The organism is Mesorhizobium sp. WSM4808 (assembly GCF_055811675.1).
The window spans coordinates 1-23,716 of the sequence record NZ_JBVVQX010000015.1; the positions used below are offsets into that span (position 1 = coordinate 1).

Consider the following 23,716-nt stretch of genomic DNA (forward strand, 5'->3'; position numbering starts at 1 on the left):
CCGCGAACCCATCATAAGGGGGAAAACTGTTACCTATCTATCCGGTTCAAACTGTTACCCATCTATCGGCTGGACACGGCAGGGCAATGAGGGGCGGCGCAGGCGTCGGCAAATTAACGTCAGCGCGCCTGAACCCCAGCCTAAAACAGCGCCTTCAGCTCCGCCAATTTGTCATTCACCAGCCAGCCATAGTAATTCTCTTCCGGCAGCTTTTCCGGCTCGCCGGCGGCGCGGCGCCTGTCGTTCTCCGCCTTCAGCGCGTCGGCGCGCTGCTCCGGATTGCCGACATTGTAGAGCGTGGCCGTGACCCCCGGATTGCCCGAAATGTCGAAGCCGGCAATGCTTTTATAGGCATCGATCGATTTCCGGATCGTCGCGGCGACGTAGGGCAGCGTCAGGTCGGGATCCATGATGGTCTTGTAGACCGAATTGGGATCGCCGACGTCGAGCTTCGGCAGGCCGGAAACCTTGTGCACGAGATCGCTCATCTGCAGGGCGGTCAGCGGATTGAGCTGGCCGAGGCCGAAGGTCTGGCCGGCATAGTAAGGCTGGAAGAAGGTGGCGCCGAAACGGTCGTCGGGAAAGCTGGTCCCGCCGACGCTCTTGCCGCGAAACGAACGGTTCCACACCTGTTCGCGGCATTCCCACAGGTCGTAGCTGTCGGACATCCCGGCGCATTTCTTGAACTCCGGCCGCTGCACGAAATCGGTGATGTCCTCGCCGTCATAGGCGAAGGAAAGCTTGCTGGAGAGATAGGAGATTGCCTTGACATAGTAGGTCTGCAGTCGGTCATAGGCATCGACATTGTAGGTGTGCTCGCCGACGATGGCGCCGACGATGTGCAGGGGATCGATGCCGTAGGTGGCTGCTGCCTTCTTGATCTTGCCGCGCAGACCGGCGTCGTTCTGCAGCAGGGCGTAGACCTTGCGGTACTTCGCCTGGAAGCTGGTGTTGGTCGCCTGCGTGCGCCGGCTGGAGGCACCCGGAATGTCGGGCTGCACGGCATTGCGATTTCCCGGCGGCACCAATGTCGCTGCCTCGGCGGCGAACAGCGTCGCCGCCAGCGTCAAGCCGAGAATGACCAGGATCAGTTTTTTCATGCACCCGCCGCCCAAGCAATTCCAGGAAAAGTGTGAAACGGTTTCCCGGAATTCCGTCAAACCAAGAGATCGAGAATTGCCGCGCAAACTAGGTAAAGCTCTTGGTCGAGTCGAGAGCGCCCTTCACCCGGCACTACGAAAGGTGGCCAGATGGTACCATCTGGCCACACATGATTTTGCTTGCCGGAAAATGTTGCCTGGACCGGCGCCGGAACGTTCCGGCGCCGTCGTTTAAAGGATGAACCGCGACAGGTCGGTATTCCTGGACAGGTCGCCGACATGCTTCTCCACATAGGCGGCATCGATGGTGACTGATGTGCCGTTGCGGTCGGGCGCATCGTAGGAGATTTCGTCCAGCACCCGCTCCATCACCGTCTGCAGCCGCCTTGCGCCGATGTTCTCGACGCTGGCGTTGAGATCGACGGCGATGCCGGCCAGCGAGTCGATAGCGTCGTCGGTGAAGGTCAGCTCGACGCCCTCGGTCTTCATCAGAGCGATATACTGCTTGATCAGGCTCGCCTCGGTCTCGGTCAGGATGCGGACGAAATCGTCCTTCTCCAGCGCCCGCAATTCGACGCGGATCGGCAGGCGGCCCTGCAGCTCCGGCAAAAGGTCGGACGGCTTGGAGACGTGGAAGGCGCCGGAGGCGATGAACAGGATGTGGTCGGTCTTCAGCGGTCCGTATTTGGTCGCCACCGTGGTGCCCTCGATCAGCGGCAGCAGGTCGCGCTGCACGCCTTCGCGGGAAACGCCGGCGCCCATGCCGCCTTCGCGTGACGCGATCTTGTCGATCTCGTCGAGGAAGACGATGCCGTCATTCTCCGTCGCATCGAGCGCCCGCCGCACCACTTCGTCCTGGTCGAGCAGCTTGTCGGATTCGTCGTTGACCAGCAGATCGTAGGACTCCTTCACCGTCGTCTTGCGCATCTTGGTCTTCTTGCCGCCCATCGCCTTCGACAGCATGTCGTTGATGTTCAGCACGCCGATATTGGCGCCCGGCATGCCGGGGATCTCGAAACCGGGCATGCCGCCGCTGCCGGTGTCGGCAACCTCGACCTCGATCTCCTTGTCGTCGAGCTCGCCGTCGCGCAGCTTCTTGCGGAAACTATCGCGGGTGGCCGGGCTCGCCGTCTTGCCGACCAGCGCTTCCAGCACGCGTTCCTCGGCGTTGACGTGGGCGCGCGCCTTGACGTCCTCGCGCATCTTCTCGCGCACCAGCCCGATGGCGATCTCGACCAGATCGCGGATGATTTGCTCGACGTCACGGCCGACATAGCCGACCTCGGTGAACTTGGTCGCCTCGACCTTGACGAAAGGCGCACCGGCAAGACGCGCCAGGCGGCGCGAGATCTCGGTCTTGCCGACGCCGGTCGGCCCGATCATCAGGATGTTCTTCGGCATCACCTCTTCGCGCATCTGGCCTTCCAGCTGCTGGCGGCGCCAGCGGTTGCGCAAGGCAATGGCCACGGCGCGCTTGGCGTCCTTCTGGCCGATGATGAAACGGTCGAGTTCCGAAACGATTTCGCGGGGAGAAAATGTGCTCATATCACTAGATTCCACTTTGCCACTGCTTGATGGCCTCGAACGGATGCAGCAGCATGATCACGTTGAGTATCAGATTGTCCCGGATGAGATAGCCGGTACCGAGTTCGAAGATGATGGCAAGGCTGACGATCACCCATATAGGTAGCCTTCGCGCCATCACAAATCCCAGCATCATGGCCAGTGTGTCGGACACCGAATTGATGATGCTGTCGCCGTAATAGTCGAGCGAGATGGTGCCGGCGCGGTAGCGCTCGATGATGAATGGGCTGTTTTCGAGCAGCTCCCAGCCGCCTTCGATGAAGACGGCGAACGCCAGCCTCAAGCCGATCGGCGAACGCGGGAACAGGAATCTTGCCAGCGCATAGAACAGAAAGCCGTGGATGATGTGCGAGAACGTATACCAGTCCGAAATGTGCTGGGAATTCTCCGAACTCTGCACGACGCCATGCCAGAGCTTGACGTAGCCGCAGGTGCAGATCGGCGCTCGCCCCATGCCGTAGAGCGCCCCGGCCTGGAGGATGACCAGGGCAAGCACCAGCAGAAGCCCCATTCGCCAGCTGTCTTCATAGGCCGAATAGCTGTTCTCCGCGGCCGGTGTCGTCATCGGTTCATTCCCCCTCGTTTCGCGTCGCCGTCTCGATCATCACAAAGCCTTGTCACGCCTTCAGCGGCGGTAGCCGGCGGATCACGGCAGCCGGCAAGGTGGGTTTGACCACAATTCGCCGGATACGCTGCCAGCCAGCCCCGAACAGAATGATCAGCGCGCCAACAACGACCAGGATCAAGGCAAAAGGCGGGATGCCCGTCGAATCGGAGGCGGAATTCACCAGATAATAGATGCCCAGCGAGCCGAAGTAAGCCAATGTCGGAACCAGAAGCGAACGGCGGTCGATGGCAAGCGCGACATAGAGGAAGCCAAGGATCAGAATCGCCAGCATGAGGGTTGCATTGGTATCCGGCGCGATATGTCCGAATACGACGTTCTGGCCGGTTGCCATAATGAAGAGCGGATGCACCAGCATGGGCGCCGAGACGACATGCAGCCAGAAAGCGCAATCGGACCAGATCTTGCGTCGATCCCTATCGTAAATGTCAAAAGCTACACCCGTTGCGAACACGATCAGGCCGCAGATCAGCGGCATGTAAAGTGCCGCGCGGAGCAATTCGGGAACATCCTCCATACGCGGTGGCGCAATCGCACCCGCTGTCACGCTGTCATACAGGATTATCGCCGTTTGCAGGAAAGCAAGCAGTGTAAAAGCGATGGCGATAGCCCCGGCAATGATGGGGACGCGAAAACGCCAGAAATAGATCGCCGCCGCGATTATTCCTCCGCCCAGGAACAGATATCCGGCCTGGGACGCCGTCTGGCGCAACGCCAATAGCTGCCAGATAGTCTCCGGCTTGCGTATGCTGAAGCTGGCCTCCACCTGTAGCGCCAGAGCGGCCAGAATGGCGGCCATGAAAATCAGGGCAAGCACGGACGACGATAATTTCATCCGGTGCTGACGCGTGACGATTTCGGCGAGCCCCCAGGCGAAAACCGCGAGGATGCCTGCGATCCAGAATGTCTGGCCTGGAAGCAAGGTGGTCAGGACAAAGAAGAAGCCGGCGCTGAGCAGAACGGTTCCGACAGTGACAAACAGATCGTTGCCGCCGCCGACCAGCCGCAGGTTTTCCTCGTCACCCTCGTCATCGGCGCGCCTGGCCTCGGGGGCGAGAGCGACCGCGCGTTCCATGTCCTCCAACTGATCTCGCAGGGTCTGCGAGATCAGACCTTTCGCGACTGCCTTGTCGAGGGTTTCGGCGCTGATCAATTGGGCTCCTGCGTCGCGTTGCGCGCCATCATCAAGGCCGGCCCGTACTCCGACGTTCTGGTGTCAAACGCAACAAAGCCCGCCTTTTCATAGGCACGGATCGCCCTGACATTGGCGGGATCCGGATCGATGATGACGCGCGGAACACCTTCCTCGAAAAGCTGTTCGACGAACTGGCGCACGATTGCCGAGCCATGGCCGCGCCCGAGCAGCTCCGGCACGCCGATCGACACGTCGATGCCGAGCGTGCCGAACGGCTGGTCGGCATAGGGATGGTCGTCTTCCAGATGCGGGTCGTAGCTCTGCAGATAGGCGATCGGCTTGCCGTCGAGCTCGACGATCAGCGGCTCGACCGAAATCGAGTCGATGTGCTCGCGAATGCCGGCGATTTCCGTCTCCGGATCGTCCCACCACTCTGCAACATGCGGCTCGGCGAGCCAGCCGGCGATCATCGGCAGGTCTTTTTCCGTCACCGGCCGAAAATCGTAGCTATTTTCTTGTTCGGCCATGATCTCTGGACGAACGGAACCGTTCGTCTGAGAAAACCGGTTTCCACTTTTCGGGGTCATGGCCGGCTTTCTCAGCCGACATCGAGCGTTTCGACGACGAAATTGTTGTTGGTGTAGACGCAGATGTCGGATGCGATCTGCATCGCCTTGCGGGCGATCTCCTCGGCATCCTTGTCGCTGTCCATCAGCGCGCGCGCCGCGGCCAGCGCGTAGTTGCCGCCCGAACCGATGGCCATGACGCCGAATTCGGGTTCGAGCACGTCGCCGGTGCCGGTCAGCGCCAGCGATACCGACTTGTCGGCCACCAGCATCATCGCCTCGAGCCGACGCAGATAGCGGTCGGTGCGCCAGTCCTTGGCGAGCTCGACGCAGGCGCGCGTCAGCTGGTCTGGATATTGTTCGAGCTTGGCCTCGAGTCGCTCCAGCAGCGTGAAGGCGTCGGCGGTGGCGCCGGCGAAACCGGCGATGACATTGCCGCCCTTGCCGATGCGGCGCACCTTCTTGGCGTTGCCTTTCATGATGGTCTGGCCAAGGCTGACCTGGCCGTCGCCGGCGATCACCACCTTGTTGCCCTTGCGCACCGTCACGATGGTCGTGGCGTGCATGGTCAGATTATCGGACATTTCCTGGCTCCGAGCAGCGCCATCCCGATAAGGCGATCGGCGCGGTACGAGTGACTTGATCGGCCATATGTATGCATGGGACCGATGATTGCAAACCGCTGGATAGCGGCCGGGTTCGCAACTGGCAATCGCCGGATCATGCTGCTAGAAGGCTTTCGTTTTCAAGCCTGCGAGCGCTTGAACCTCTGAGCTGGTCACGATGTGAACCTCTGGGACAAGGATAGAGTGATGCCGCCCCGCGCCGCCGAAGTCAGCCGCAAGACCAAGGAAACCGAGATTGCCGTCTCGGTCCATGTCGACGGCACCGGAAAATCGGACATTTCGACGGGCGTCGGCTTCTTTGACCATATGCTGGACCAACTGGCGCGCCATTCCCTGATCGACATGACGGTCAGGGCCAAGGGCGACCTGCATATCGACGATCATCACACCGTCGAGGACACCGGCATCGCGCTTGGCCAGGCACTGGCCAAGGCACTGGGCGAGCGGCGCGGCATCATGCGCTATGCCTCGATCGACCTTGCCATGGACGAGACGCTGACGCGCGCCGCGATCGACGTGTCCGGCCGTCCGTTCCTGGTCTGGAACGTTTCCTTCTCGTCGCCGAAGATCGGCACCTTCGACACCGAGCTGGTGCGCGAATTCTTCCAGGCTTTGGCGCAGAATGCCGGCATCACGCTGCATGTCACCAATCATTATGGCGCCAACAACCATCACATCGCCGAGACCTGCTTCAAGGCGGTGGCGCGCGCGCTGCGCGCGGCTCTCGAGCGCGATCCGCGCCAGCCGGATGCGGTTCCCTCCACCAAGGGATCGTTGAAGGGATAAGGCAATGGCCACCTATGTCGTGATGGAACCGCCAGGCCGCAGCGAGAAGGCCGATGCCACGGCCTTTGTCCGCGATGGCTTCACCTGGCTGGGCCTCCTGGTGCCGCCGCTATGGTTCGCCTGGCATCGGCTGTGGATCGAGGCAGCGCTTGCCTTCGTCGTCATGGGCCTGCTTTCGATGCTGGGCCAGAAGCTCGGCCTTGGTCTGGCCGGCTCGCTGCTGTCGCTGTTGGTTTCGGTCTATGTCGGACTGGAAGGGCAAGGCCTGCGCATCGCGGCACTTCGCCGGCGCGGTTGGCACGAATGGGGCGCGGTCGAAGCCGGTTGGCTCGACGATGCCGACACACGCTATGCGCTGGAAGCGGAAGCGCTTGCCGATGAGGTTGTGCCGGCGCCGCGCATGGTCCCCGATGCTGCCCTGGCGCGGCCAGCGCAGCCGGGCATGGCGCTGGGGCTGACCCACATTCCGGGAAGAAGCTGACATGCGGGTTGCGATCATCGACTACGGCTCGGGCAATTTGCGCTCGGCCACCAAGGCTTTCGAGCGCGCCGCGCGCGAAGCCGGCATATCGGCTGATATCGACCTGACCGCAGATGCCGAGCGGGTGCGCACGGCCGATCGCATCGTCCTGCCCGGCGTCGGCGCCTATGCCGACTGCGCGGCCGGCCTGCAGGCCGTCGAAGGCATGTGGGAAGCCGTCGACGAGGTTGCGATCGTCAAGGGCCGGCCTTTCCTGGGCATCTGCGTCGGCATGCAACTGATGTCGCAGCGCGGCCTCGAAAAGACAATTACCGAGGGCTTCGGCTGGATATCGGGCGACGTGAAGGAGATCATGCCTTCCGATCCGGCGCTGAAGATCCCGCAGATCGGCTGGAACACGATCGAGCTCAAGCGCCAGCATCCGCTGTTTGCCGGCATTCCGACTGGCGCGGCCGGGCTGCACGCCTATTTCGTGCATTCCTATCATCTCGATGCGCGCAAGGCGGACGAGGTTCTGGCGGTTGCCGACTATGGCGGCCCGGTGACGGCGGCTGTCGCCCGCGACAATCTCGTCGGCACGCAGTTCCACCCGGAAAAGAGCCAGGCGCTCGGCCTGGCGCTGATCACCAATTTCCTGCGTTGGAGGCCCTGAAAACCGATGAGCAAGAAGGGCTACTGGATGGCGATGGTCGAGGTGACCGATCCGGAAAACTATCCGCTATACATTGCCGCCAACAAAGCGGCTTTCGACAAATATGGCGCAAAGTTCCTGACCCGCGGCGGTCAGTCGTCGAGCCCGGAAGGGCCATCGGGCAATCGCCATGTCATCATCGAGTTCGAGAGCTATGCGGTCGCACTCGCCTGCTTCCATTCGCCCGAATACCAGGCGGCGCTGAAATTCAGACGCCTCTATTCGACGTCCCATTTCGCCATTGTGGAAGGCGCCTGAACGGATGATCCTTTTCCCGGCGATAGATCTCAAGGACGGCCAGTGCGTGCGCCTCAGGCATGGCGACATGGCGACCGCGACCATCTACAATGATGATCCTGCCGCGCAGGCGCGGGCCTTCGAGCAACAGGGCTTCGAATGGCTGCATGTCGTCGACCTCAACGGCGCCTTCCAGGGCCAGAGCGTCAACAGTGCGGCGGTCGGTGCCATCCTCAAGGCAACGAAGAACCCGGTGCAGCTCGGCGGCGGCATCCGCACGCTGGCGCAGATCGAGGATTGGCTCGATCGCGGGCTGGCCCGCGTCATCCTCGGCACGGTGGCGGTGCGTGACCCGGACCTTGTCAAACAGGCCTGCAAGGCGTTTCCGGGCAAGGTCGCCGTCGGCATCGACGCCAAGGGCGGCAAGGTCGCCGTCGAGGGCTGGGCCGAGGCGTCGAGCCTCGGCGTCATCGAACTGGCGAGGAAGTTCGAGGGCGCCGGCGTCGCTGCCATCATCTACACCGACATCGACCGCGACGGCGTTTTGACCGGCATCAACTGGGACGCCACCATCGACCTCGCCGATGCCGTGTCGATCCCGGTCATCGCGTCGGGCGGCCTCGCCTCGATCGCCGACATCGTGCGCATGACCATGCCCGATGCGCAAAAGCTCGAAGGCGCGATCTCCGGCCGCGCGCTCTATGATGGCCGCATCGATCCGGCCGAGGCCCTGGCGATCCTGCAGGGCAGGGCGGAGACGCGGACGTGAAAATCTCCATTATCCTGGCGTCCTATGACAGCGGCCATTACCATGGCGGCATGGGCCAGGGTCCGGACGCGCTGGTCTCTGGCGGGCTCGTCGACGCCCTGACGATGGCCGGCCACGATGTGATGGTCGAGGATATCGGCAAGGTTGGAGATACCCAGGAGCGCGAAATCGCCACCGGCTTTGCCGTCTGCAACGCGGTTGCGAGCGAGGTTCGTCTTGCCCGTGACGCCGGTCGGTTTCCCATCGTCCTTGCCGGAAACTGCCTGACCAGCGCCGGCGCGGTCGCTGGCGAGGACGCCGATGCGATCATCTGGGCCGACCAGCATGGCGATCTCAACACGCCTGAGACATCCACATATGGCTTTCTCGATGGCATGGCGCTGGCGACGGTGCTTGGCCTGTGCTGGCGGCCGATGGCGTCGGCCATTCCGGGCTTCAAGCCGGTCGATCCGTCACGCTGCGTGCTCGTCAACGCGCGCGATCTCGATCCGGCGGAAAAACAGCTTCTCGAGACATTGCCGATCGTGCGGACGGAATGCTCCGGGGTGGCCCAGGCGGCCGAAAGACTGATGGTCGCCGGCGCCAGACGCGTGCACATGCATCTCGATATGGACGTGCACGATCCCCGGGAGCTGCAGGCCAACCGCTATATCACTTCGGGCGGGCCGAGCCCGGAACAGCTGCGCGATGCCACTTGCGCCATGGCGCTTGCGGTGCCGGTCGTCGGCATCACCGTCTCCGCCTACGACCCGGCCTTCGACGCCCAGGCCGATGTTCCGCCGCTGGTCGGCCAGTTGCTGAACGATCTCATCGCCACGATAGAGGGCCGCTGATGCTGAAAGCCCGTGTCATCCCCTGTCTCGACGTCAAGAGCGGCCGTGTCGTCAAGGGCGTCAACTTCGTCGATCTCGTCGACGCCGGCGATCCGGTCGAGGCGGCCAAGGCCTATGACGCGGCCGGCGCCGACGAGCTTTGCTTCCTCGACATCACGGCTTCGTCGGACAATCGAGAGACCATCTTCGACGTCATCGCACGCACCGCCGAACAATGTTTCATGCCGCTGACCGTTGGCGGCGGCGTGCGCCAGGTCGCCGATATCAGGAAGCTGCTTTTGGCCGGCGCCGACAAGGTGTCGATCAACACGGCCGCGGTGAAGAACCCGGATTTCGTTGCGGAGGCCGCCGACAAGTTCGGCAACCAGTGCATCGTCGTCGCCATCGACGCCAAGAAAGTGTCGGGCACCAATGAGGCCGACCGCTGGGAGATATTCACCCATGGCGGCCGCGAAAAGACCGGCATCGATGCGGTCGAGTTCGCCCGGAAAATGGTCGATCGCGGCGCCGGCGAGATCCTGCTGACCTCGATGGATCGGGACGGCACCAAGGCCGGCTACGACATCGCGCTGACCCGCGCGATATCAGACGCCGTGCGTGCGCCGGTGATCGCCTCCGGCGGCGTCGGCACGCTCGACCACATGGTCGAAGGCATTCGCGACGGCCATGCCGGCGCGGTGCTGGCCGCGTCCATTTTCCATTTCGGCACCTACACGATAGCGCAGGCCAAGGCGCATATGGCCGCCGCGGGGCTGCCGATGCGGCTGGACTCTGTGAATAATCGGCCCTAAAGCATGATCCCGAAAAGTGGGAACCGGTTTTCGGAAAAGATCATGCTTAAACAAGCAGATAGATGACGCCATGACCGAGTTTTCGCTTTCCGATCTGGAAAAAATCATTGGGGAACGCGCCCATTCCGGAGATCCGGATTCATGGACGGCAAAATTGTTCGCGCGCGGCATTGACAAGGCGGCGCAGAAGCTCGGCGAGGAGGCCGTCGAGACGGTGATTGCCGCCGTCAAGGGCGACAAACAGGCCCTCGTTTCGGAAAGTGCCGATCTTATGTATCATTGGCTCGTCGTTCTCGGCCTCTCGGAAGTTTCGCTGAGCGACGTGCTCAGGGAACTCGAAGGCCGCACCCGGCGTTCGGGCATCGCCGAGAAGGCGTCACGGCCCAAGGGCTGACCGCGAGGAAGGGCAGGTATCTCGATGGATCAGCTCGCGCCGACCGAGAAATATTCCCCCTTTCGTTTCTTCTCCGCCGATCAATGGTCGCAATTCCGCGCCGACACGCCGCTGACGCTGAGCGCGGACGAATTCCGCCGCCTGCGCTCGCTCAACGATCCGGTCGATCTCGAAGAGGTCACGCGCATCTATCTGTCGCTGTCGCGGCTGTTGTCGGCGCATGTCGAAGCGAGCCAGCTGCTGTTTCGGCAACGCCAGGCCTTTTTCAACGCGGTCGACGTGGTCAAGACACCGTTCATCATCGGCATTGCCGGTTCGGTCGCCGTCGGCAAATCGACCACCGCACGCGTGCTGAAGGAACTGCTGGCGCGCTGGCCGTCGAGCCCCAAGGTCGATCTCATCACCACCGACGGCTTCCTGCTGCCCAACGAGGTCCTGCGCCGCGAGAACCTGATGGAGCGCAAGGGTTTCCCCGACAGCTACGATGTAGGCGCGCTGCTGCGCTTCCTGTCGGGCATCAAGTCGGCGCTGCCCGATGTCCGCGCGCCGGTCTATTCGCACCTGACCTATGACGTCATTCCCGGCGAGTTCGTCACCATCGACCGGCCCGACATATTGATCTTCGAAGGCATCAATGTCCTGCAGCCCGGCAAGCTGCCCCAGGACGGCAAGATCGTGCCTTTCCTGTCGGACTTCTTCGACTTCGCCATCTACATCGATGCCGACGAGAAGCTGATCCACAACTGGTACATTTCCCGCTTCATGCGGCTGCGTGAAACCGCTTTCCGCAACCCGGACTCCTTCTTTCACCGCTACTCGCAGCTGTCGGAGGGTTCGGCGCGCGCCATCGCGGAAGGCCTGTGGACCAACATCAATTTGAAGAATCTGCGCGAGAACATCCTGCCGACGCGGGCCCGCGCCGACTTGATCCTGCGCAAGGGCGCCGATCACCTGATCGAGGAAGTGGCGCTCAGGAAGCTGTGACGGCCGGCTCCGTCACCCGCCGCAGCGTCAGATTGATCCGCCCGCCGTTTTTCAGCAGCGCCGAGGTCGAGGGATAGATCCGATCGACGCCGTGAAAGCACAGCCGCCCCTCGCCGCCGAGCACCACGACGTCACCGCTTTGCAGCCTGAACGACTTGGTGGCGCCATCACGCGTAGTCTGGCCAACCCGGAACAGGCAGTCGTCGCCGAGCGAGACGGAGACGACCGGCGCCGAAAAATCGGTCTCGTCGCGGTCCTGATGCAGGCCCATTTTTGCGTCCGGGGTGTAGAAATTGATGAGGCATGCTTCCGGCGGGTGCGGATAGCCCGAGACCTCACGCCACAGGTCGCGCAGCGCATCCGGAATTGGCGGCCAAGGCGCCCCGGTTACCGGATGCGCCGGCTGGTAACGATAGCCGTGCTCCTTGTCGGTGACCCAGCCGAGCGGCCCGCAATTGGTCATACGCACGCTCATCTCCTTGCCGGTGCGCGGCATGGCCGGCACGAACAGCGGCGCCTGCTGCACGATCCGTCTCACCTGGTCGACCAGCTCTTCCTGCGCGCTGCGCGACAGGTAGGCCGGCATGTGGCGGACGCCTTTGGGCAGGACGAGCACGGATTCGATTACCTCTTGGATGGTTCGGAACCGTAAAATGTCACGATCAAATGAAAACGGCGACCCGAAAGCCGCCGCTCTTGTCGAATTGGCAGCCGCCGATCAGGCGAGGTCGGGAATGCGCAGCACCTGGCCCGGATAGATCTTGTCGGGATGGGTCAGCATCGGCTTGTTGGCCTCGAATATGACCGTGTTCTTGACGCCTTGGCCCTTGCCGTAGCTTTTCTCGGCGATCTTCCAGAGATTGTCGCCCTTCTTCACGGTGTAGAAGGTGGGCTCCTTGGCGGGGGCGGCGGCCGTGCCAGGTGCTGGCGCGACCTGCAATTCGTCGGCCTGCACTTTGGAGACGCCGAGCGTGTTGCCGACGGCGATGACCGCCTTCTCGAAGATCGACTGGTCCTTGACCACGCCCTTCAGCACCGCCGTATCGCCCGTGACGACGACCTCGACGCCATCGGTGCCGAGCTTGTGCGAATCGAGCTCCTTCTTGAGTGTGTCGGCCGTGGGTGCGGCTTCGTCGTCACCGCCGATGCCCAGTTTCTTGCCGACGCTCTTGACGAAATCGAACATGCCCATCCTTGGTCTCCCTTGCTAATGGCAATGGTTGAACTTTGCATCTGCGGTCCAAAATGGGAAGTCGTTTTGCGCGTGATTGGTGTGGTGCTTAATCGTTCTCCACCCGGCCGCGCAGCTTCTTGATCGTGCCGCGCCCGGCCTTGCTCTTCAGCCGCCGTTCCACGGCACCCTTCGACGGCCGTGTCTTCTTGCGCGGCGGCGGTGGCGGTTCGGCGGCCTTGGCGACCAATGCCGTCAGCCGTGCCCGCGCATCCGCCCGGTTCTGTTCCTGGGTGCGGAAGCGGCCCGCTTCGATGACGATGACGCCGTCCTTGGTGGCACGCTGGCCGGCAAGCTTGATCGTCCGCTCGCGCACGCGCTCCGACAGACCCGTTGCGTTGGCCGCGTCGAAGCGCAGTTGCACCGCCGTCGCCACCTTGTTGACGTTCTGGCCGCCGGGACCGGACGAGCGGATGAAATCCTCGTGCAGGTCGCCCGGATGGATCACCGCATCGCCTGATATGATGATGTTGTCGTCGCTCGCCATGCCGCAGTCATGGCGCGGCGGATCGAAAAAGAAAAGGCCCGATCGAACCGGGCCTTTCAACGAAAGCTGAACCTGTGGCGCGATTACTCCGCGGCTTCCTGCATGCGCGGCGCGGCGCCCAGCACCACGGCATCGACATGGCTTTCGAATTTCTCAAAATTGACGGCGAACATGCCGACCAGCCTTGCCGCCTGCCGGTCATAGCCGGCCTTGTCGGCCCAGGTGGAGCGCGGGTCGAGAATGGCGCTGTCGACGCCTCGAACCGCCACCGGTACCTCGAAACCGAAATGAGGGTCGGTGCGGAACTCGGCCGTCTTGAGCGAGCCGTCGAGCGCGGCGGCAAGCAAGGCGCGCGTCGCTTTGATCGGCATGCGCTTGCCGGTGCCGTAGGCGCCGCCGGTCCAGCCGGTGTTGACCAGCCAGCAATCGGCGCCGTGGCGGGCAATCAGCTCGCGCAGCAGATTGCCGTATTCGGAAGGGTGGCGCGGCATGAATGGGGCACCGAAACAGGTCGAAAACGTCGCTTCGGGCTCGGTCACGCCCTTTTCGGTTCCGGCCACCTTGGCGGTGTAGCCGGACAGGAAATGATACATCGCCTGCGCCGGGGTCAGCCGCGCGATCGGCGGCATCACGCCGAACGCATCGGCGGTCAGCATGATGATGTTGTTGGGATGGTTGGCGCGGCCGGTCTTGCTGGCATTGGGGATGAAGTCCAGCGGGTAGGCGCAGCGTGTGTTCTCGGTCAGTCTTCCGTCGTTGAAATCCGGCACGCCATCAGCGTCGAGCACGACATTTTCCAGCACCGTGCCGAAGCGCTGCGTGGTGGCGAAGATTTCCGGCTCGGCTTCCGCCGACAGCTTGATCGTCTTGGCGTAGCAGCCGCCTTCGAAATTGAAGATGCCGTGCGGCCCCCAGCCATGCTCGTCGTCGCCGATCAGCGTGCGCGAGGGATCGGCCGAGAGCGTCGTCTTGCCGGTGCCCGACAGGCCGAAGAAGATGGCGGCGTCGCCGGCCGCACCCTCATTGGCCGAGCAATGCATCGGCATCACGCCTTTCGCCGGCAGCAGATAGTTGAGCATGGTGAACACCGACTTCTTCATCTCGCCGGCATAGGAGGTGCCGCCGATCAGCACGATCTTGCGCGAAAGATCGACGGCGATCACCGTTTCGGTGCGGCTGCCGTGACGAAGGGGATCGGCGCGGAAGGACGGCAGGTCGATGATCGTCATCTCAGGCACGAACTGTTCGAGTTCGGCGGCATCCGGACGGATCAGCAGATTGCGGATGAACAGCGAGTGCCAGGCAAATTCGGTGATCACCCTGGTCGGCAGCCTCGACTCCGCATCGGCGCCGCCGACCAGATCCTGGACGTATAGATCCTTGTCCGCGGCATGCGCCTGGAAATCGGCGAGCAGCGTGTCGAACTGGGCCGGCGAGATCGCCTTGTTGTTGTCCCACCAGACATGTGGTTCGGTGGCGCCATCGCGGACGACGAACTTGTCCTTGGGCGAGCGGCCGGTGTGCTGTCCGGTCTCGGCGACCAGCGCGCCATGGGCGGTCAAGCGGGCCTCGCCGCGCCGGATCGATTCCTCATAAAGGGCAGCCGCACCGAAATTATAGCGCACCACGCCGGTGGTTTTCAGGCCGATATGATCGATCGCGCAGGCGGAATTGCGTTTGCCGACTTCCGACATCGAGTGTCCCTCTTGGATTTGCCGCATCTTTGCCGGCACGTTTCCAGCACGCCCACTACGCGGGCTGAGATGGTCAGAACCAGAAAAGGCAAATGATATCAAATCATTAATCGATTTAAATATTTTGAAAGTTGTTTAAATCGTTTATATGTGCAAAAAGTTTCGCGGTTGCCCAAAGGATTGGCGATGTACGTTCGTCCAATCCATGTCGAGGTAGGATTGTGGCCGCCGGCATGCCGCGCGTGACAGCGGACAAGGCCTATGCCACATTTTGTACCTAATTTGTCCTGCAAAAGCCCCTTCTCTACGACAGAAGGGACAGCTCATGAGGGAGCCGCTTGAAATGGCAACAATCGCGCTTGTCGATGACGACCGCAACATTCTGACATCGGTGTCGATCGCCCTGGAATCCGAGGGGTATCGCGTCGAGACCTACACGGATGGTGCGTCGGCGCTGGAAGGCCTGGCGGCACGCCCGCCGAACCTTGCCATCCTCGACATCAAGATGCCGCGCATGGACGGCATGGAACTGCTGCGCCGGATGCGCCAGAAGTCAGACCTGCCGGTGATCTTCCTGACCTCCAAGGACGACGAGATCGATGAATTGTTCGGCCTCAAGATGGGCGCCGACGATTTCATCCGCAAACCCTTCTCGCAGCGCCTGCTGGTCGAGCGGGTGCGCGCCGTGCTGCGCCGCGCCAGTGCCCGCGAGGCTGCCGCCAAGACGCCAAGCCAGCAGGCCCGCTCGCTCGAGCGCGGCCAGCTCGTCATGGACCAGGAGCGCCACACCTGCACCTGGAAAGGCGAGCCGGTGACGCTCACCGTCACCGAGTTCCTGATCCTGCATTCGCTGGCGCAGCGTCCCGGTGTCGTAAAAAGCCGTGATGCGCTGATGGATTCGGCCTATGATGAACAGGTCTATGTCGACGATCGCACCATCGACAGCCACATCAAGCGGCTGCGCAAGAAGTTCAAGGCCGTCGACGACGACTTCGAGATGATCGAAACCCTTTACGGAGTCGGATACCGGTTCCGCGAAGCGTAATGATGCATGTCGCTCAAAAGTGGTCCCGGTTTTGGGATGCCGACATGCATCAAAGCAAGGTAATCCATGTCGCCCAAAAGTGGTCCCGGTTTTGGGACAACGACATGCATCAGGCCAAGGACTAGGCGGGAGCTGCTATTCGATGGCAGTGGAAGCACAGCGAACAAGACCGGCGGGCGCCTCCAGGCGGCCGTCGCGGATCATGCCGTCCTTCGTCTCGAAGATCACGGTGCCGATGCGCCGCTTCCTTGGCCATCATATCTTTTCCAGCCTGACGCGGCGTATCCTGTTCCTCAACCTTGCCGGCCTCGCCGTCCTGGTGACCGGCATCCTCTATCTCAACACCTTCCGAGACGGGCTGATCGACGCCCGCGTCGAAAGCCTGATGACCCAGGGCGAGATCATCGCCGGTGCGATCGCCGCGTCGGCGACGGTCGAGACGGATTCGATCAGCATCGACCCGGAAAAGCTGCTTGAACTGCAGGCCGGCGAAAGCCTGGGGCCGGGCTCCGACCAGCTCGACAATCTCGACTTCCCGATCAACCCGGAGCGCGTCGCCCCGGTGCTGCGAAGGCTGATCTCGCCGACCAGGACCCGCGCCCGCATCTATGACCGCGACGCCAATCTGCTGCTCGATTCACGCCACCTCTATTCGCGTGGCCAGATCCTGCGCTACGACCTGCCGCCGGTCGAGGAGGAAGAGCCCGATCTGGTCGAGCGCATCCAGAAATTCGTCTTCGACTTCTTCCGCAACACCGAGCTGCCGGTCTATCACGAGCAGCCGGGCGGCAATGGCGCCGCTTTCCCGGAAGTGGTCAAGGCTCTCACCGGCAGCCCGTCGACCATCGTGCGCGTCAGCGAGCAGGGCGAGCAGATCGTTTCGGTGGCGGTGCCGATCCAGCGCTTTCGTGCTGTTCTGGGCGTGCTGATGCTGTCGACCGAAGGCGGCGACATCGACAAGATCGTCGCTGCCGAGCGCAAGGCGATCCTGCGCGTCTTCGGTATCGCGGCGCTTGTCACCGCCATCCTGTCGATGCTGCTTGCCTCCACCATCGCCAATCCGCTGCGCCGGCTGTCGGCGGCGGCGGTGCGGGTGCGGCGCGGCGTCAAGAGCCGTGAGGAAATTCCCGATTTTTCCGACCGTCAGGACGAGATCGGCAATCTGTCGATCGCCATACGCGACATGACCAACGCGCTCTACGCCCGCATCGAGGCGATCGAAAGCTTCGCGGCCGATGTCTCGCACGAACTGAAGAACCCGCTGACGTCGCTGCGCAGCGCGGTGGAAACCTTGCCGCTGGCCAAGAACGACGATTCGCGCGGCCGGCTGATGGATATCATCCAGCACGATGTCAGGCGGCTGGACCGGCTCATCACCGATATTTCCGACGCATCGCGCCTGGACGCGGAACTCGCGCGTGAAGATGCGGGGACGGTTGACCTGAAGAAATTCATCACCGATCTGGTCGCCGTTTCGCGCGAAGCGACGCGTAACAAGAAGGCGGTCGAGATCGAGTTCAAGGCCGCCAAACTGCCGCAGGGCGTCAAAGGCTACGTCGTCGTCGGGCATGATCTGCGCATCGGCCAGGTCATCACCAATTTGATCGAGAACGCCCGTTCCTTCGTTCCCGAGGATCATGGCCACATCAGCCTGTCGCTGGCGCGTGCCGGCAAGTTCAACATCGTCACCATCGATGACAATGGCCCCGGCATCCGGGCCGACAACATCGACCGCATCTTCGAGCGCTTCTACACGGACCGGCCGGCCGGCGAGGCATTCGGCCAGAATTCGGGCCTTGGCCTGTCGATATCCAGGCAGATCGTCGAAGCCCATGGCGGCACGCTGACCGCCGAGAACATCCCCGGCACCAAACCCGGCGAGATCAAGGGCGCGCGTTTCGTGGTCACGTTGCCGGCCGAAGCATGATCCCGAAAAATGGGAATCGGTTTTCTCGGACGAACGGTTTCGTTCGTCCAGAGTTCATGCTTCATTTAAAGGCATGATCGTGCAGCCTGAAAACATTCACGCGACAATGGTTTTGATCGGCGAGCGCGGCATTCTCGTCACCGGAGCCTCCGGTTCGGGCAAGACGACGCTGGCGCTGGCCCTCCTCGATCATTGTCGCCAGCGCGGCCTGTTCTCGCGGCTCGTCGGTGACGATCAGCTCTTTGTCGAGGCGCATGCCGGGCGGCTTCTCTGCCGCGCTCCCGCCACCATAGAAGGCCTCGTCGAGGTGCCTGGGCTCGGGCCGCGAGCGGTGCCGTTCGAGCCCGCCGCCATTGTCGACTTGCATGTCCGCCTGACGCCGGCCGGTGAAACGGCACGCTTTCAGGAGGATGCCGACACCAGCATCGCCGGCTGTCGGGTGCCGCGCATCGATGCGGTCGAACGCAACGTCGCTGCCGCCTTGCCGGTCGTGATGGCGCGGCTGTCGATCGCGCCTTTGTCTATGATCCGTTCCGGGTTTTTTGCTGCAATGCGTCAAAATGGCATGTGCCTGCGCAATTTTGGGCTTGTCAACGGGCCGTGCGTCGACAAGATAGCGCTCCCGCCGCCTGGATTGGCTGGCGAGCATAAAATGCGCCTGTGAAGCGGCGATGACGGGAGCCACCAAAGAATGATCGGACTCGTGCTTGTAACGCACGGTCAACTGGCCACCGAGTTCCGACATGCCGTCGAACATGTCGTCGGGCCACAAGACAATTTCGAAACCGTGGCGATCGGTGCCGACGACGATATGGAGCAGCGTCGCCGCGACATCGTCGACGCTGTTGCCCGTGTCGATACCGGGGCGGGCGTTATCGTGCTGACCGACATGTTCGGCGGCACGCCCTCCAACCTTGCCATCTCGGTGATGGAATCCGGCCGCACCGAGGTGATCGCCGGCATGAACCTGCCGATGCTGATCAAGCTCTCCTCGATCCGCAAGGGCGACAATATGGCCGCCGCGCTCGATGAGGCTCAGGCCGCCGGCCGCAAATACATCAATGTCGCCAGCCAGCTCCTGAGCAGCAAATGACCGCGCTGTCCCCGGAAAAAGACCAAATTGTCCGGGATTTTCCCATCATCAACCAACGTGGCCTTCATGCGCGCGCTTCGGCGAAGTTTGTCCAGCTGGCCAGCGGCTTCGATGCCTCGGTGCATGTCGAGAAGGATGGCGTCAAGGTCGGCGGCACCTCGATCATGGGCCTGATGATGCTGGCGGCAAGCCCCGGCTATTCGATCCGCGTCACCGCGAGCGGGCCGGAAGCCCGGCAGGTCATCGACGCCCTGGAGCAGCTGGTGGCGTCCCGCTTTGGCGAGGAATGCTGATCAGGTAGAGCGCCGATGCGTGTCTGAGAGACATGCAGGGATAAAGATTTCTTTATATCCCATTGTCGTCCTTGCTCCGATCTGCTAGTCAGGCCGGCAATTCGCGCCCTTCGACGCGCCGACCGGCGCGGGCGTGCCCGCAACAAATTCGCAAGCACAACATTCGCATCGGAGTACTGCCATGACGGGTAGCAAGGACTATGTGGTCGCCGACATCTCGCTTGCCGGCTGGGGCCGCAAGGAACTCGAGATCGCCGAAACCGAAATGCCGGGCCTGATGGCCTGCCGTGAGGAATTCGGTCCCAAGCAGCCGCTCAAGGGCGCGCGCATCACCGGCTCGCTGCACATGACGATCCAGACGGCGGTGCTGATCGAGACGCTGAAGGAGCTGGGCGCCGATATCCGCTGGGCCTCCTGCAACATCTTCTCGACCCAGGACCATGCGGCCGCGGCCATCGCCGAAGCCGGCATCCCGGTGTTCGCCGTCAAGGGCGAGTCGCTCGAGGAGTATTGGGACTACACCGACAAGATCTTCCAGTGGGCCGACGGCGGCCTCTCCAACATGATCCTCGATGATGGCGGCGATGCCACCATGTACATCCTGATCGGCGCCCGCGCCGAGGCCGGCGAGGATGTGCTGTCCAACCCGCAGAGCGAGGAAGAGGAATACTTCTACGCCCAGGTCAAGAAGCGCCTGAAGGCTTCGCCCGGCTTCTTCACCAAGCAGAAGGCGGCGATCCGCGGCGTCACCGAAGAGACGACCACCGGCGTCAACCGGCTCTATCAGCTGCAGAAGAAGGGCCTGCTGCCCTTCCCCGCCATCAACGTCAACGACTCGGTCACCAAGTCGAAGTTCGACAACAAATATGGCTGCAAGGAATCGCTGGTCGACGGCATCCGCCGCGGCACCGACACGATGATGGCCGGCAAGGTCGCTGTCGTGTGCGGTTATGGCGACGTCGGCAAGGGCTCGTCGGCCTCGCTCAAGGGCGCCGGCGCCCGCGTCAAGGTCACCGAGGTCGATCCGATTTGCGCGCTGCAGGCGGCGATGGACGGGTTTGAAGTCGTCACGCTGGAAGATGCGGCCCCCACCGCCGACATCGTCATCACCACCACCGGCAACAAGGATGTCGTCACCCTCGACCATATGCGCTCGATGAAGGACATGGTCATCGTCGGCAACATCGGCCACTTCGACAATGAGATCCAGGTCGCCGCGCTGCGCAATTTGAAATGGACCAACGTCAAGCCGCAGGTCGACATGATCACCTTCGCGGACGGCAAGCGGATGATCCTTTTGTCGGAAGGGCGGCTGCTCAATCTCGGCAACGCCACAGGCCACCCGAGCTTCGTCATGTCGGCATCCTTCACCAACCAGGTGCTGGCGCAGATCGAACTCTACACCAAGCCCGGCCAGTACGAGAACCAGGTCTATGTCCTGCCCAAGCATCTCGACGAAAAGGTCGCGCGCCTGCATCTCGACAAGCTCGGCGCCCGTCTGACCGAACTGTCGGGTGAACAAGCCGCCTATATCGGCGTCACGCCGCAGGGCCCGTTCAAGCCGGAACACTACCGCTATTAACCAAAGCTAAAATTACTACCAGATATTGAGGTCGGGCGATTGACTTTTCGCCCGGCCTTATTTTTGCGCGCCATCAGCCTTCACGGCGATTCGGCGAGGGGTTATTGTCAGGTGATTCGGCGATGCTTCCAGCCCGAGAGGGTCAAGAGAGGCACGCATCAGGGCGGTCTTGCATTCAGGCGGCGGAGAGGACCAAGACATGCCGGGGCAACACCCGCACAGAGCGGGACGGGCCGTTTCCGGCGGCCATGACGATTCGGGGATTGCTGGCTCCGCCCTGGAAGGCGGGAGCCTGTCCTGGCGCGCCCGTGCGTCGACATTCCTTGCCACCTCCGCGCTCGCGGGCCCCTTGGCTGGCGCCGTCGCGCATGCCGAAACCGCTGCTGCCAGCGTCGCGGGACTGTCGGTGAGCGCCATCGAGGTCATGCAGCTTGCCGTGTTCGTCGGCGTGACGGGTGCCGCACTGATATCGGCCATCGTTCTCATCCGCGAAAGAGCCCGCACCTCGGCGGAGAATGTCGAACTCAGGAGCCGCCTCGCCGACATCAACGCGGCGCTCCGCCGCTCCGAGGCGCTGCTCAATCTCCGTGACCAGCGCGTGGTCGTCTGGGCCGCGGAAAACAAGAAGCCCGAGCTTATCGGCACATTGCCCGTCGAAAGCGGCGCTCCCGAGGATAGGGCCGCTTTTCTCGCTTTCGGCCGCTGGCTGATGCCGCGTTCGGCGGCGGCACTCGAACATGCCGTCGCGGGATTGCGCGAGAAGGCCAAACCCTTCGACCTCGTCATCGAATCGCAGGCCGGTGCGCCGCTCGAAGTGCATGGCCGCAAGAGTGCCGCGCATGTGCTCGTGCGTTTCGTCTCGCTCTCGGAGACGCAGCGCAGCCAGGCCAGGCTGAAGATCGAGAACCAGCGGCTGGCCGCCGACCACGACACGATGATCGGCCTGCTCGACGCGCTGAACATGCCGGCATGGCTCCGCGGCGAGGGTGGCGGGCTGAAGTGGGTCAACCGCGCCTATGCCGATGCCGTCGAAGCCGAAAATGCCGAAGCCGCGGTCCGGGAGAAAAAAGAGTTCCTCGGCGGCCAGGCGCGCGATGCGATTGCCGCCCAGCACAAGACGCATCCGGTTTTCGAGCAGTCGCTGTCCACCGTGATCGAAGGTGACCGCCGTGTGTTCGCGGTCACCGATTTCGCCGGCAGCGATGGCTCGGCCGGCCTTGCCTGTGACACCAGTGCCATTGAGGCCGTTCGCGGCGAATACGAACGGACGGTGCGAAGCCACGCCGACACGCTCGACCAGCTCAACACGGCAGTCGCCATTTTCGACACCGACGAGAAGCTGCGGTTCTTCAATCAAGCCTTCCAGAAGCTTTGGGGGCTGGACGCCGGCTTCCTGCACAGCGCACCCGACAATGCCTTGCTGCTCGACCGGCTGCGCAGCGAAGGCAAGATCGCCGAACAGCCTGAATGGCGCCGCTGGAAGGAAGGCCTGCTCGGCGCCTATCGCGCCGTCGAATCCCAGGAACATTGGTGGCATCTGCCGGATGGCAAGACCATTCGCGTCGTCGCCAATCCGCAGCCCAAGGGCGGCGTGACCTGGGTGTTCGAGAACCTGACCGAGAAGATGGACCTCGAAAGCCGCTACCAGACAGCCGTGCGGGTTCAGGGCGAGACGCTCGACAATCTTGCCGAAGGCGTGGCGGTGTTCGGACCCGACGGCAGGCTCCGGCTGTCGAATCCTGCCTTTGCCACTCTCTGGGGATTGAGCGGTGAAGCGGCCAAGCCCAGTGTCCACGTGTCGACGATACGTGACCTCTGCGACCGGCAGGCCGCGGACAGCCCCTGGCCCAGCTTCGTTGCCGCCATCACCGGCTTTGACGACGAGCGCCGCGACCGCCACGGACAGACCGAGCTCAACAACGGCAATGTGCTGAGTTACGCCATGATCCCGCTGCCCAACGGGCAGGTGATGATGACCTTCGTCGACGTGACCGACAGCGTCCATGTAGAGCGGGCGCTGAAGGACAAGAACGAGGCGCTGCAAAAATCCGACCAGCTCAAGAACGAATTCGTCCAGCACGTCTCCTATGAACTGCGCTCGCCGCTGACCAACATTATCGGCTTCACCGAACTCCTGTCGCAGCCCACGACCGGTCCGCTGACGCAGAAGCAGCGCGAATATGTCGAGCATGTCAGCTCGTCCTCCGCGGTCCTGCTCACCATCGTCAACGATATCCTCGACCTGGCGACGGTGGACGCCGGCATCATGCAGCTCGACATTTCCGAGGTGCAGGTCGATCGCACCATCGCCGCTGCGGCCGAACTGGTGGCCGACCGGCTGGAAGAGCATTCGATCAGTCTCCAGGTGGACGCCATCGCGGCGCCGAAGACGTTTCACGGCGATGAGGTCCGCGTCCGCCAGATCCTCTACAATCTGCTCAGCAACGCCGCCAATTACGCCCCGGAAGCCAGCATCATCCGGCTCACATGCCGCCATCTGGCGGATGGGGTGGAATTCTCGGTTCATGACGATGGTCCCGGCATGCCGCCGGATGTGCTCGATTCGGTGTTCCGCCGTTTCGAGCCGCGCGCCAATGGCGGCCGCCGGCGCGGCGCCGGCCTCGGCCTGTCGATCGTCAAGAGCTTCGTCGAGCTGCATGGCGGCAGCGTTCGCATCGAAACCGGCAAGGACAAGGGCACGACCGTCATCTGCACCTTTCCAGACATGCCGGGCATCCGCGCCGCGGCCGAGTAGCGCGCTC

The 23,716-nt window shown here is 62.7% G+C and carries 25 protein-coding genes and 1 pseudogene; 16 read left to right on the forward strand and 10 right to left on the reverse strand.

Annotated elements, in window-relative coordinates:
* Nucleotides 1-140: 140 nt before the first annotated feature.
* From AC0L2U_RS24560 to hslV, 6 genes are all read right to left on the reverse strand, one after another.
* Complete coding sequence (locus AC0L2U_RS24560; RefSeq protein ID WP_128306797.1) at nt 141-1,100, reverse strand: DUF1402 family protein; 960 nt, start codon at nt 1,098-1,100, stop codon at nt 141-143.
* A 231-nt stretch (nt 1,101-1,331) separates the two neighbouring features.
* A complete protein-coding gene (gene hslU / locus AC0L2U_RS24565) occupies nt 1,332-2,645 on the reverse strand; it encodes an ATP-dependent protease ATPase subunit HslU (protein WP_127266872.1) in 1,314 nt (437 codons plus the stop codon).
* 4 nt (nt 2,646-2,649) lie between these two features.
* Nucleotides 2,650-3,249, reverse strand: coding sequence for a DUF2585 domain-containing protein (locus AC0L2U_RS24570; RefSeq protein WP_473602772.1), 600 nt, complete (start codon nt 3,247-3,249; stop codon nt 2,650-2,652).
* Nucleotides 3,250-3,301: 52 nt separating this feature from the next.
* Nucleotides 3,302-4,462, reverse strand: a complete 1,161-nt coding sequence (locus AC0L2U_RS24575) for a hypothetical protein (RefSeq protein WP_292635629.1) — start codon at nt 4,460-4,462, stop codon at nt 3,302-3,304.
* The gene (locus tag AC0L2U_RS24580) at nt 4,459-4,971 is read right to left on the reverse strand and encodes a GNAT family N-acetyltransferase (protein ID WP_292696775.1); all 513 of its coding nucleotides are present in this window, start codon (nt 4,969-4,971) and stop codon (nt 4,459-4,461) included. The genes AC0L2U_RS24575 and AC0L2U_RS24580 overlap by 4 nt, the downstream gene beginning before the upstream one ends.
* A 71-nt stretch (nt 4,972-5,042) precedes the next feature.
* Nucleotides 5,043-5,594, reverse strand: coding sequence for an ATP-dependent protease subunit HslV (hslV, locus tag AC0L2U_RS24585; protein WP_127320227.1), 552 nt, complete (start codon nt 5,592-5,594; stop codon nt 5,043-5,045).
* A 228-nt stretch (nt 5,595-5,822) separates the two neighbouring features.
* Here hslV and hisB point away from each other — a divergent pair, with 228 nt between their 5' ends.
* From hisB to coaA, 9 genes are all read left to right on the forward strand, one after another.
* Nucleotides 5,823-6,422, forward strand: a complete 600-nt coding sequence (hisB, locus tag AC0L2U_RS24590; protein WP_127266875.1) for an imidazoleglycerol-phosphate dehydratase HisB — start codon at nt 5,823-5,825, stop codon at nt 6,420-6,422.
* Nucleotides 6,423-6,426: 4 nt separating this feature from the next.
* Nucleotides 6,427-6,903, forward strand: coding sequence for a DUF2628 domain-containing protein (locus tag AC0L2U_RS24595; RefSeq protein WP_292702893.1), 477 nt, complete (start codon nt 6,427-6,429; stop codon nt 6,901-6,903).
* Nucleotide 6,904: 1 nt separating this feature from the next.
* On the forward strand, nt 6,905-7,555 hold the full coding sequence (hisH, locus tag AC0L2U_RS24600; protein WP_292696777.1) for an imidazole glycerol phosphate synthase subunit HisH: 651 nt from the start codon (nt 6,905-6,907) through the stop codon (nt 7,553-7,555).
* A 6-nt stretch (nt 7,556-7,561) separates the two neighbouring features.
* Nucleotides 7,562-7,852, forward strand: a complete 291-nt coding sequence (locus AC0L2U_RS24605) for a DUF1330 domain-containing protein (protein ID WP_127289536.1) — start codon at nt 7,562-7,564, stop codon at nt 7,850-7,852.
* A gap of 4 nt (nt 7,853-7,856) precedes the next feature.
* The gene (gene hisA, locus AC0L2U_RS24610; protein ID WP_127380293.1) at nt 7,857-8,600 is read left to right on the forward strand and encodes a 1-(5-phosphoribosyl)-5-[(5-phosphoribosylamino)methylideneamino]imidazole-4-carboxamide isomerase; all 744 of its coding nucleotides are present in this window, start codon (nt 7,857-7,859) and stop codon (nt 8,598-8,600) included.
* Complete coding sequence (locus AC0L2U_RS24615) at nt 8,597-9,433, forward strand: arginase family protein (RefSeq protein ID WP_292635635.1); 837 nt, start codon at nt 8,597-8,599, stop codon at nt 9,431-9,433. The genes hisA and AC0L2U_RS24615 overlap by 4 nt, the downstream gene beginning before the upstream one ends.
* On the forward strand, nt 9,430-10,224 hold the full coding sequence (gene hisF, locus AC0L2U_RS24620) for an imidazole glycerol phosphate synthase subunit HisF (protein ID WP_164895761.1): 795 nt from the start codon (nt 9,430-9,432) through the stop codon (nt 10,222-10,224). Before AC0L2U_RS24615 ends, hisF begins: the two co-directional genes overlap by 4 nt.
* Nucleotides 10,225-10,294: 70 nt before the next feature.
* Nucleotides 10,295-10,618: a phosphoribosyl-ATP diphosphatase gene (locus tag AC0L2U_RS24625; RefSeq protein ID WP_473602773.1), complete on the forward strand. Its 324-nt coding sequence runs from the start codon at nt 10,295-10,297 to the stop codon at nt 10,616-10,618.
* Between the two features lie 24 nt (nt 10,619-10,642).
* Nucleotides 10,643-11,602 carry a type I pantothenate kinase gene (coaA, locus tag AC0L2U_RS24630; RefSeq protein WP_027039969.1) on the forward strand — a complete coding sequence of 320 codons (960 nt, stop codon included), beginning with the start codon at nt 10,643-10,645 and terminating at the stop codon, nt 11,600-11,602.
* Here coaA and AC0L2U_RS24635 read toward each other — a convergent pair.
* From AC0L2U_RS24635 to AC0L2U_RS24650, 4 genes are all read right to left on the reverse strand, one after another.
* Nucleotides 11,589-12,218, reverse strand: coding sequence for an alpha-ketoglutarate-dependent dioxygenase AlkB family protein (locus AC0L2U_RS24635; protein ID WP_292696780.1), 630 nt, complete (start codon nt 12,216-12,218; stop codon nt 11,589-11,591). The genes coaA and AC0L2U_RS24635 overlap by 14 nt on opposite strands.
* A gap of 102 nt (nt 12,219-12,320) precedes the next feature.
* Complete coding sequence (gene lysM, locus AC0L2U_RS24640; RefSeq protein ID WP_027039967.1) at nt 12,321-12,794, reverse strand: peptidoglycan-binding protein LysM; 474 nt, start codon at nt 12,792-12,794, stop codon at nt 12,321-12,323.
* An 88-nt stretch (nt 12,795-12,882) separates the two neighbouring features.
* Nucleotides 12,883-13,320, reverse strand: coding sequence for an alternative ribosome rescue aminoacyl-tRNA hydrolase ArfB (gene arfB / locus AC0L2U_RS24645; RefSeq protein WP_023810634.1), 438 nt, complete (start codon nt 13,318-13,320; stop codon nt 12,883-12,885).
* An 83-nt stretch (nt 13,321-13,403) separates the two neighbouring features.
* The gene (locus AC0L2U_RS24650) at nt 13,404-15,014 is read right to left on the reverse strand and encodes a phosphoenolpyruvate carboxykinase (RefSeq protein ID WP_128288424.1); all 1,611 of its coding nucleotides are present in this window, start codon (nt 15,012-15,014) and stop codon (nt 13,404-13,406) included.
* Nucleotides 15,015-15,357: 343 nt separating this feature from the next.
* Here AC0L2U_RS24650 and AC0L2U_RS24655 point away from each other — a divergent pair, with 343 nt between their 5' ends.
* From AC0L2U_RS24655 to AC0L2U_RS24685, 7 genes and pseudogenes are all read left to right on the forward strand, one after another.
* The gene (locus tag AC0L2U_RS24655; RefSeq protein ID WP_013528337.1) at nt 15,358-16,059 is read left to right on the forward strand and encodes a response regulator transcription factor; all 702 of its coding nucleotides are present in this window, start codon (nt 15,358-15,360) and stop codon (nt 16,057-16,059) included.
* Nucleotides 16,060-16,201: 142 nt separating this feature from the next.
* A complete protein-coding gene (locus AC0L2U_RS24660) occupies nt 16,202-17,986 on the forward strand; it encodes a sensor histidine kinase (protein WP_127808272.1) in 1,785 nt (594 codons plus the stop codon).
* A 73-nt stretch (nt 17,987-18,059) separates the two neighbouring features.
* Nucleotides 18,060-18,503 (forward strand): annotated as a pseudogene (locus AC0L2U_RS24665) (HPr kinase/phosphorylase); the annotation flags it as partial.
* Between the two features lie 174 nt (nt 18,504-18,677).
* A complete protein-coding gene (locus AC0L2U_RS24670) occupies nt 18,678-19,079 on the forward strand; it encodes a PTS sugar transporter subunit IIA (protein WP_010912939.1) in 402 nt (133 codons plus the stop codon).
* The gene (locus tag AC0L2U_RS24675; RefSeq protein ID WP_027039963.1) at nt 19,076-19,372 is read left to right on the forward strand and encodes an HPr family phosphocarrier protein; all 297 of its coding nucleotides are present in this window, start codon (nt 19,076-19,078) and stop codon (nt 19,370-19,372) included. The genes AC0L2U_RS24670 and AC0L2U_RS24675 overlap by 4 nt, the downstream gene beginning before the upstream one ends.
* A gap of 181 nt (nt 19,373-19,553) precedes the next feature.
* On the forward strand, nt 19,554-20,954 hold the full coding sequence (ahcY, locus tag AC0L2U_RS24680; protein ID WP_023810629.1) for an adenosylhomocysteinase: 1,401 nt from the start codon (nt 19,554-19,556) through the stop codon (nt 20,952-20,954).
* A 199-nt stretch (nt 20,955-21,153) separates the two neighbouring features.
* Nucleotides 21,154-23,709 (forward strand): sensor histidine kinase, encoded by a 2,556-nt coding sequence (locus tag AC0L2U_RS24685; protein WP_127808271.1) that lies wholly within the window; start codon nt 21,154-21,156, stop codon nt 23,707-23,709.
* The last annotated feature ends 7 nt before the right edge of the window (nt 23,710-23,716 follow it).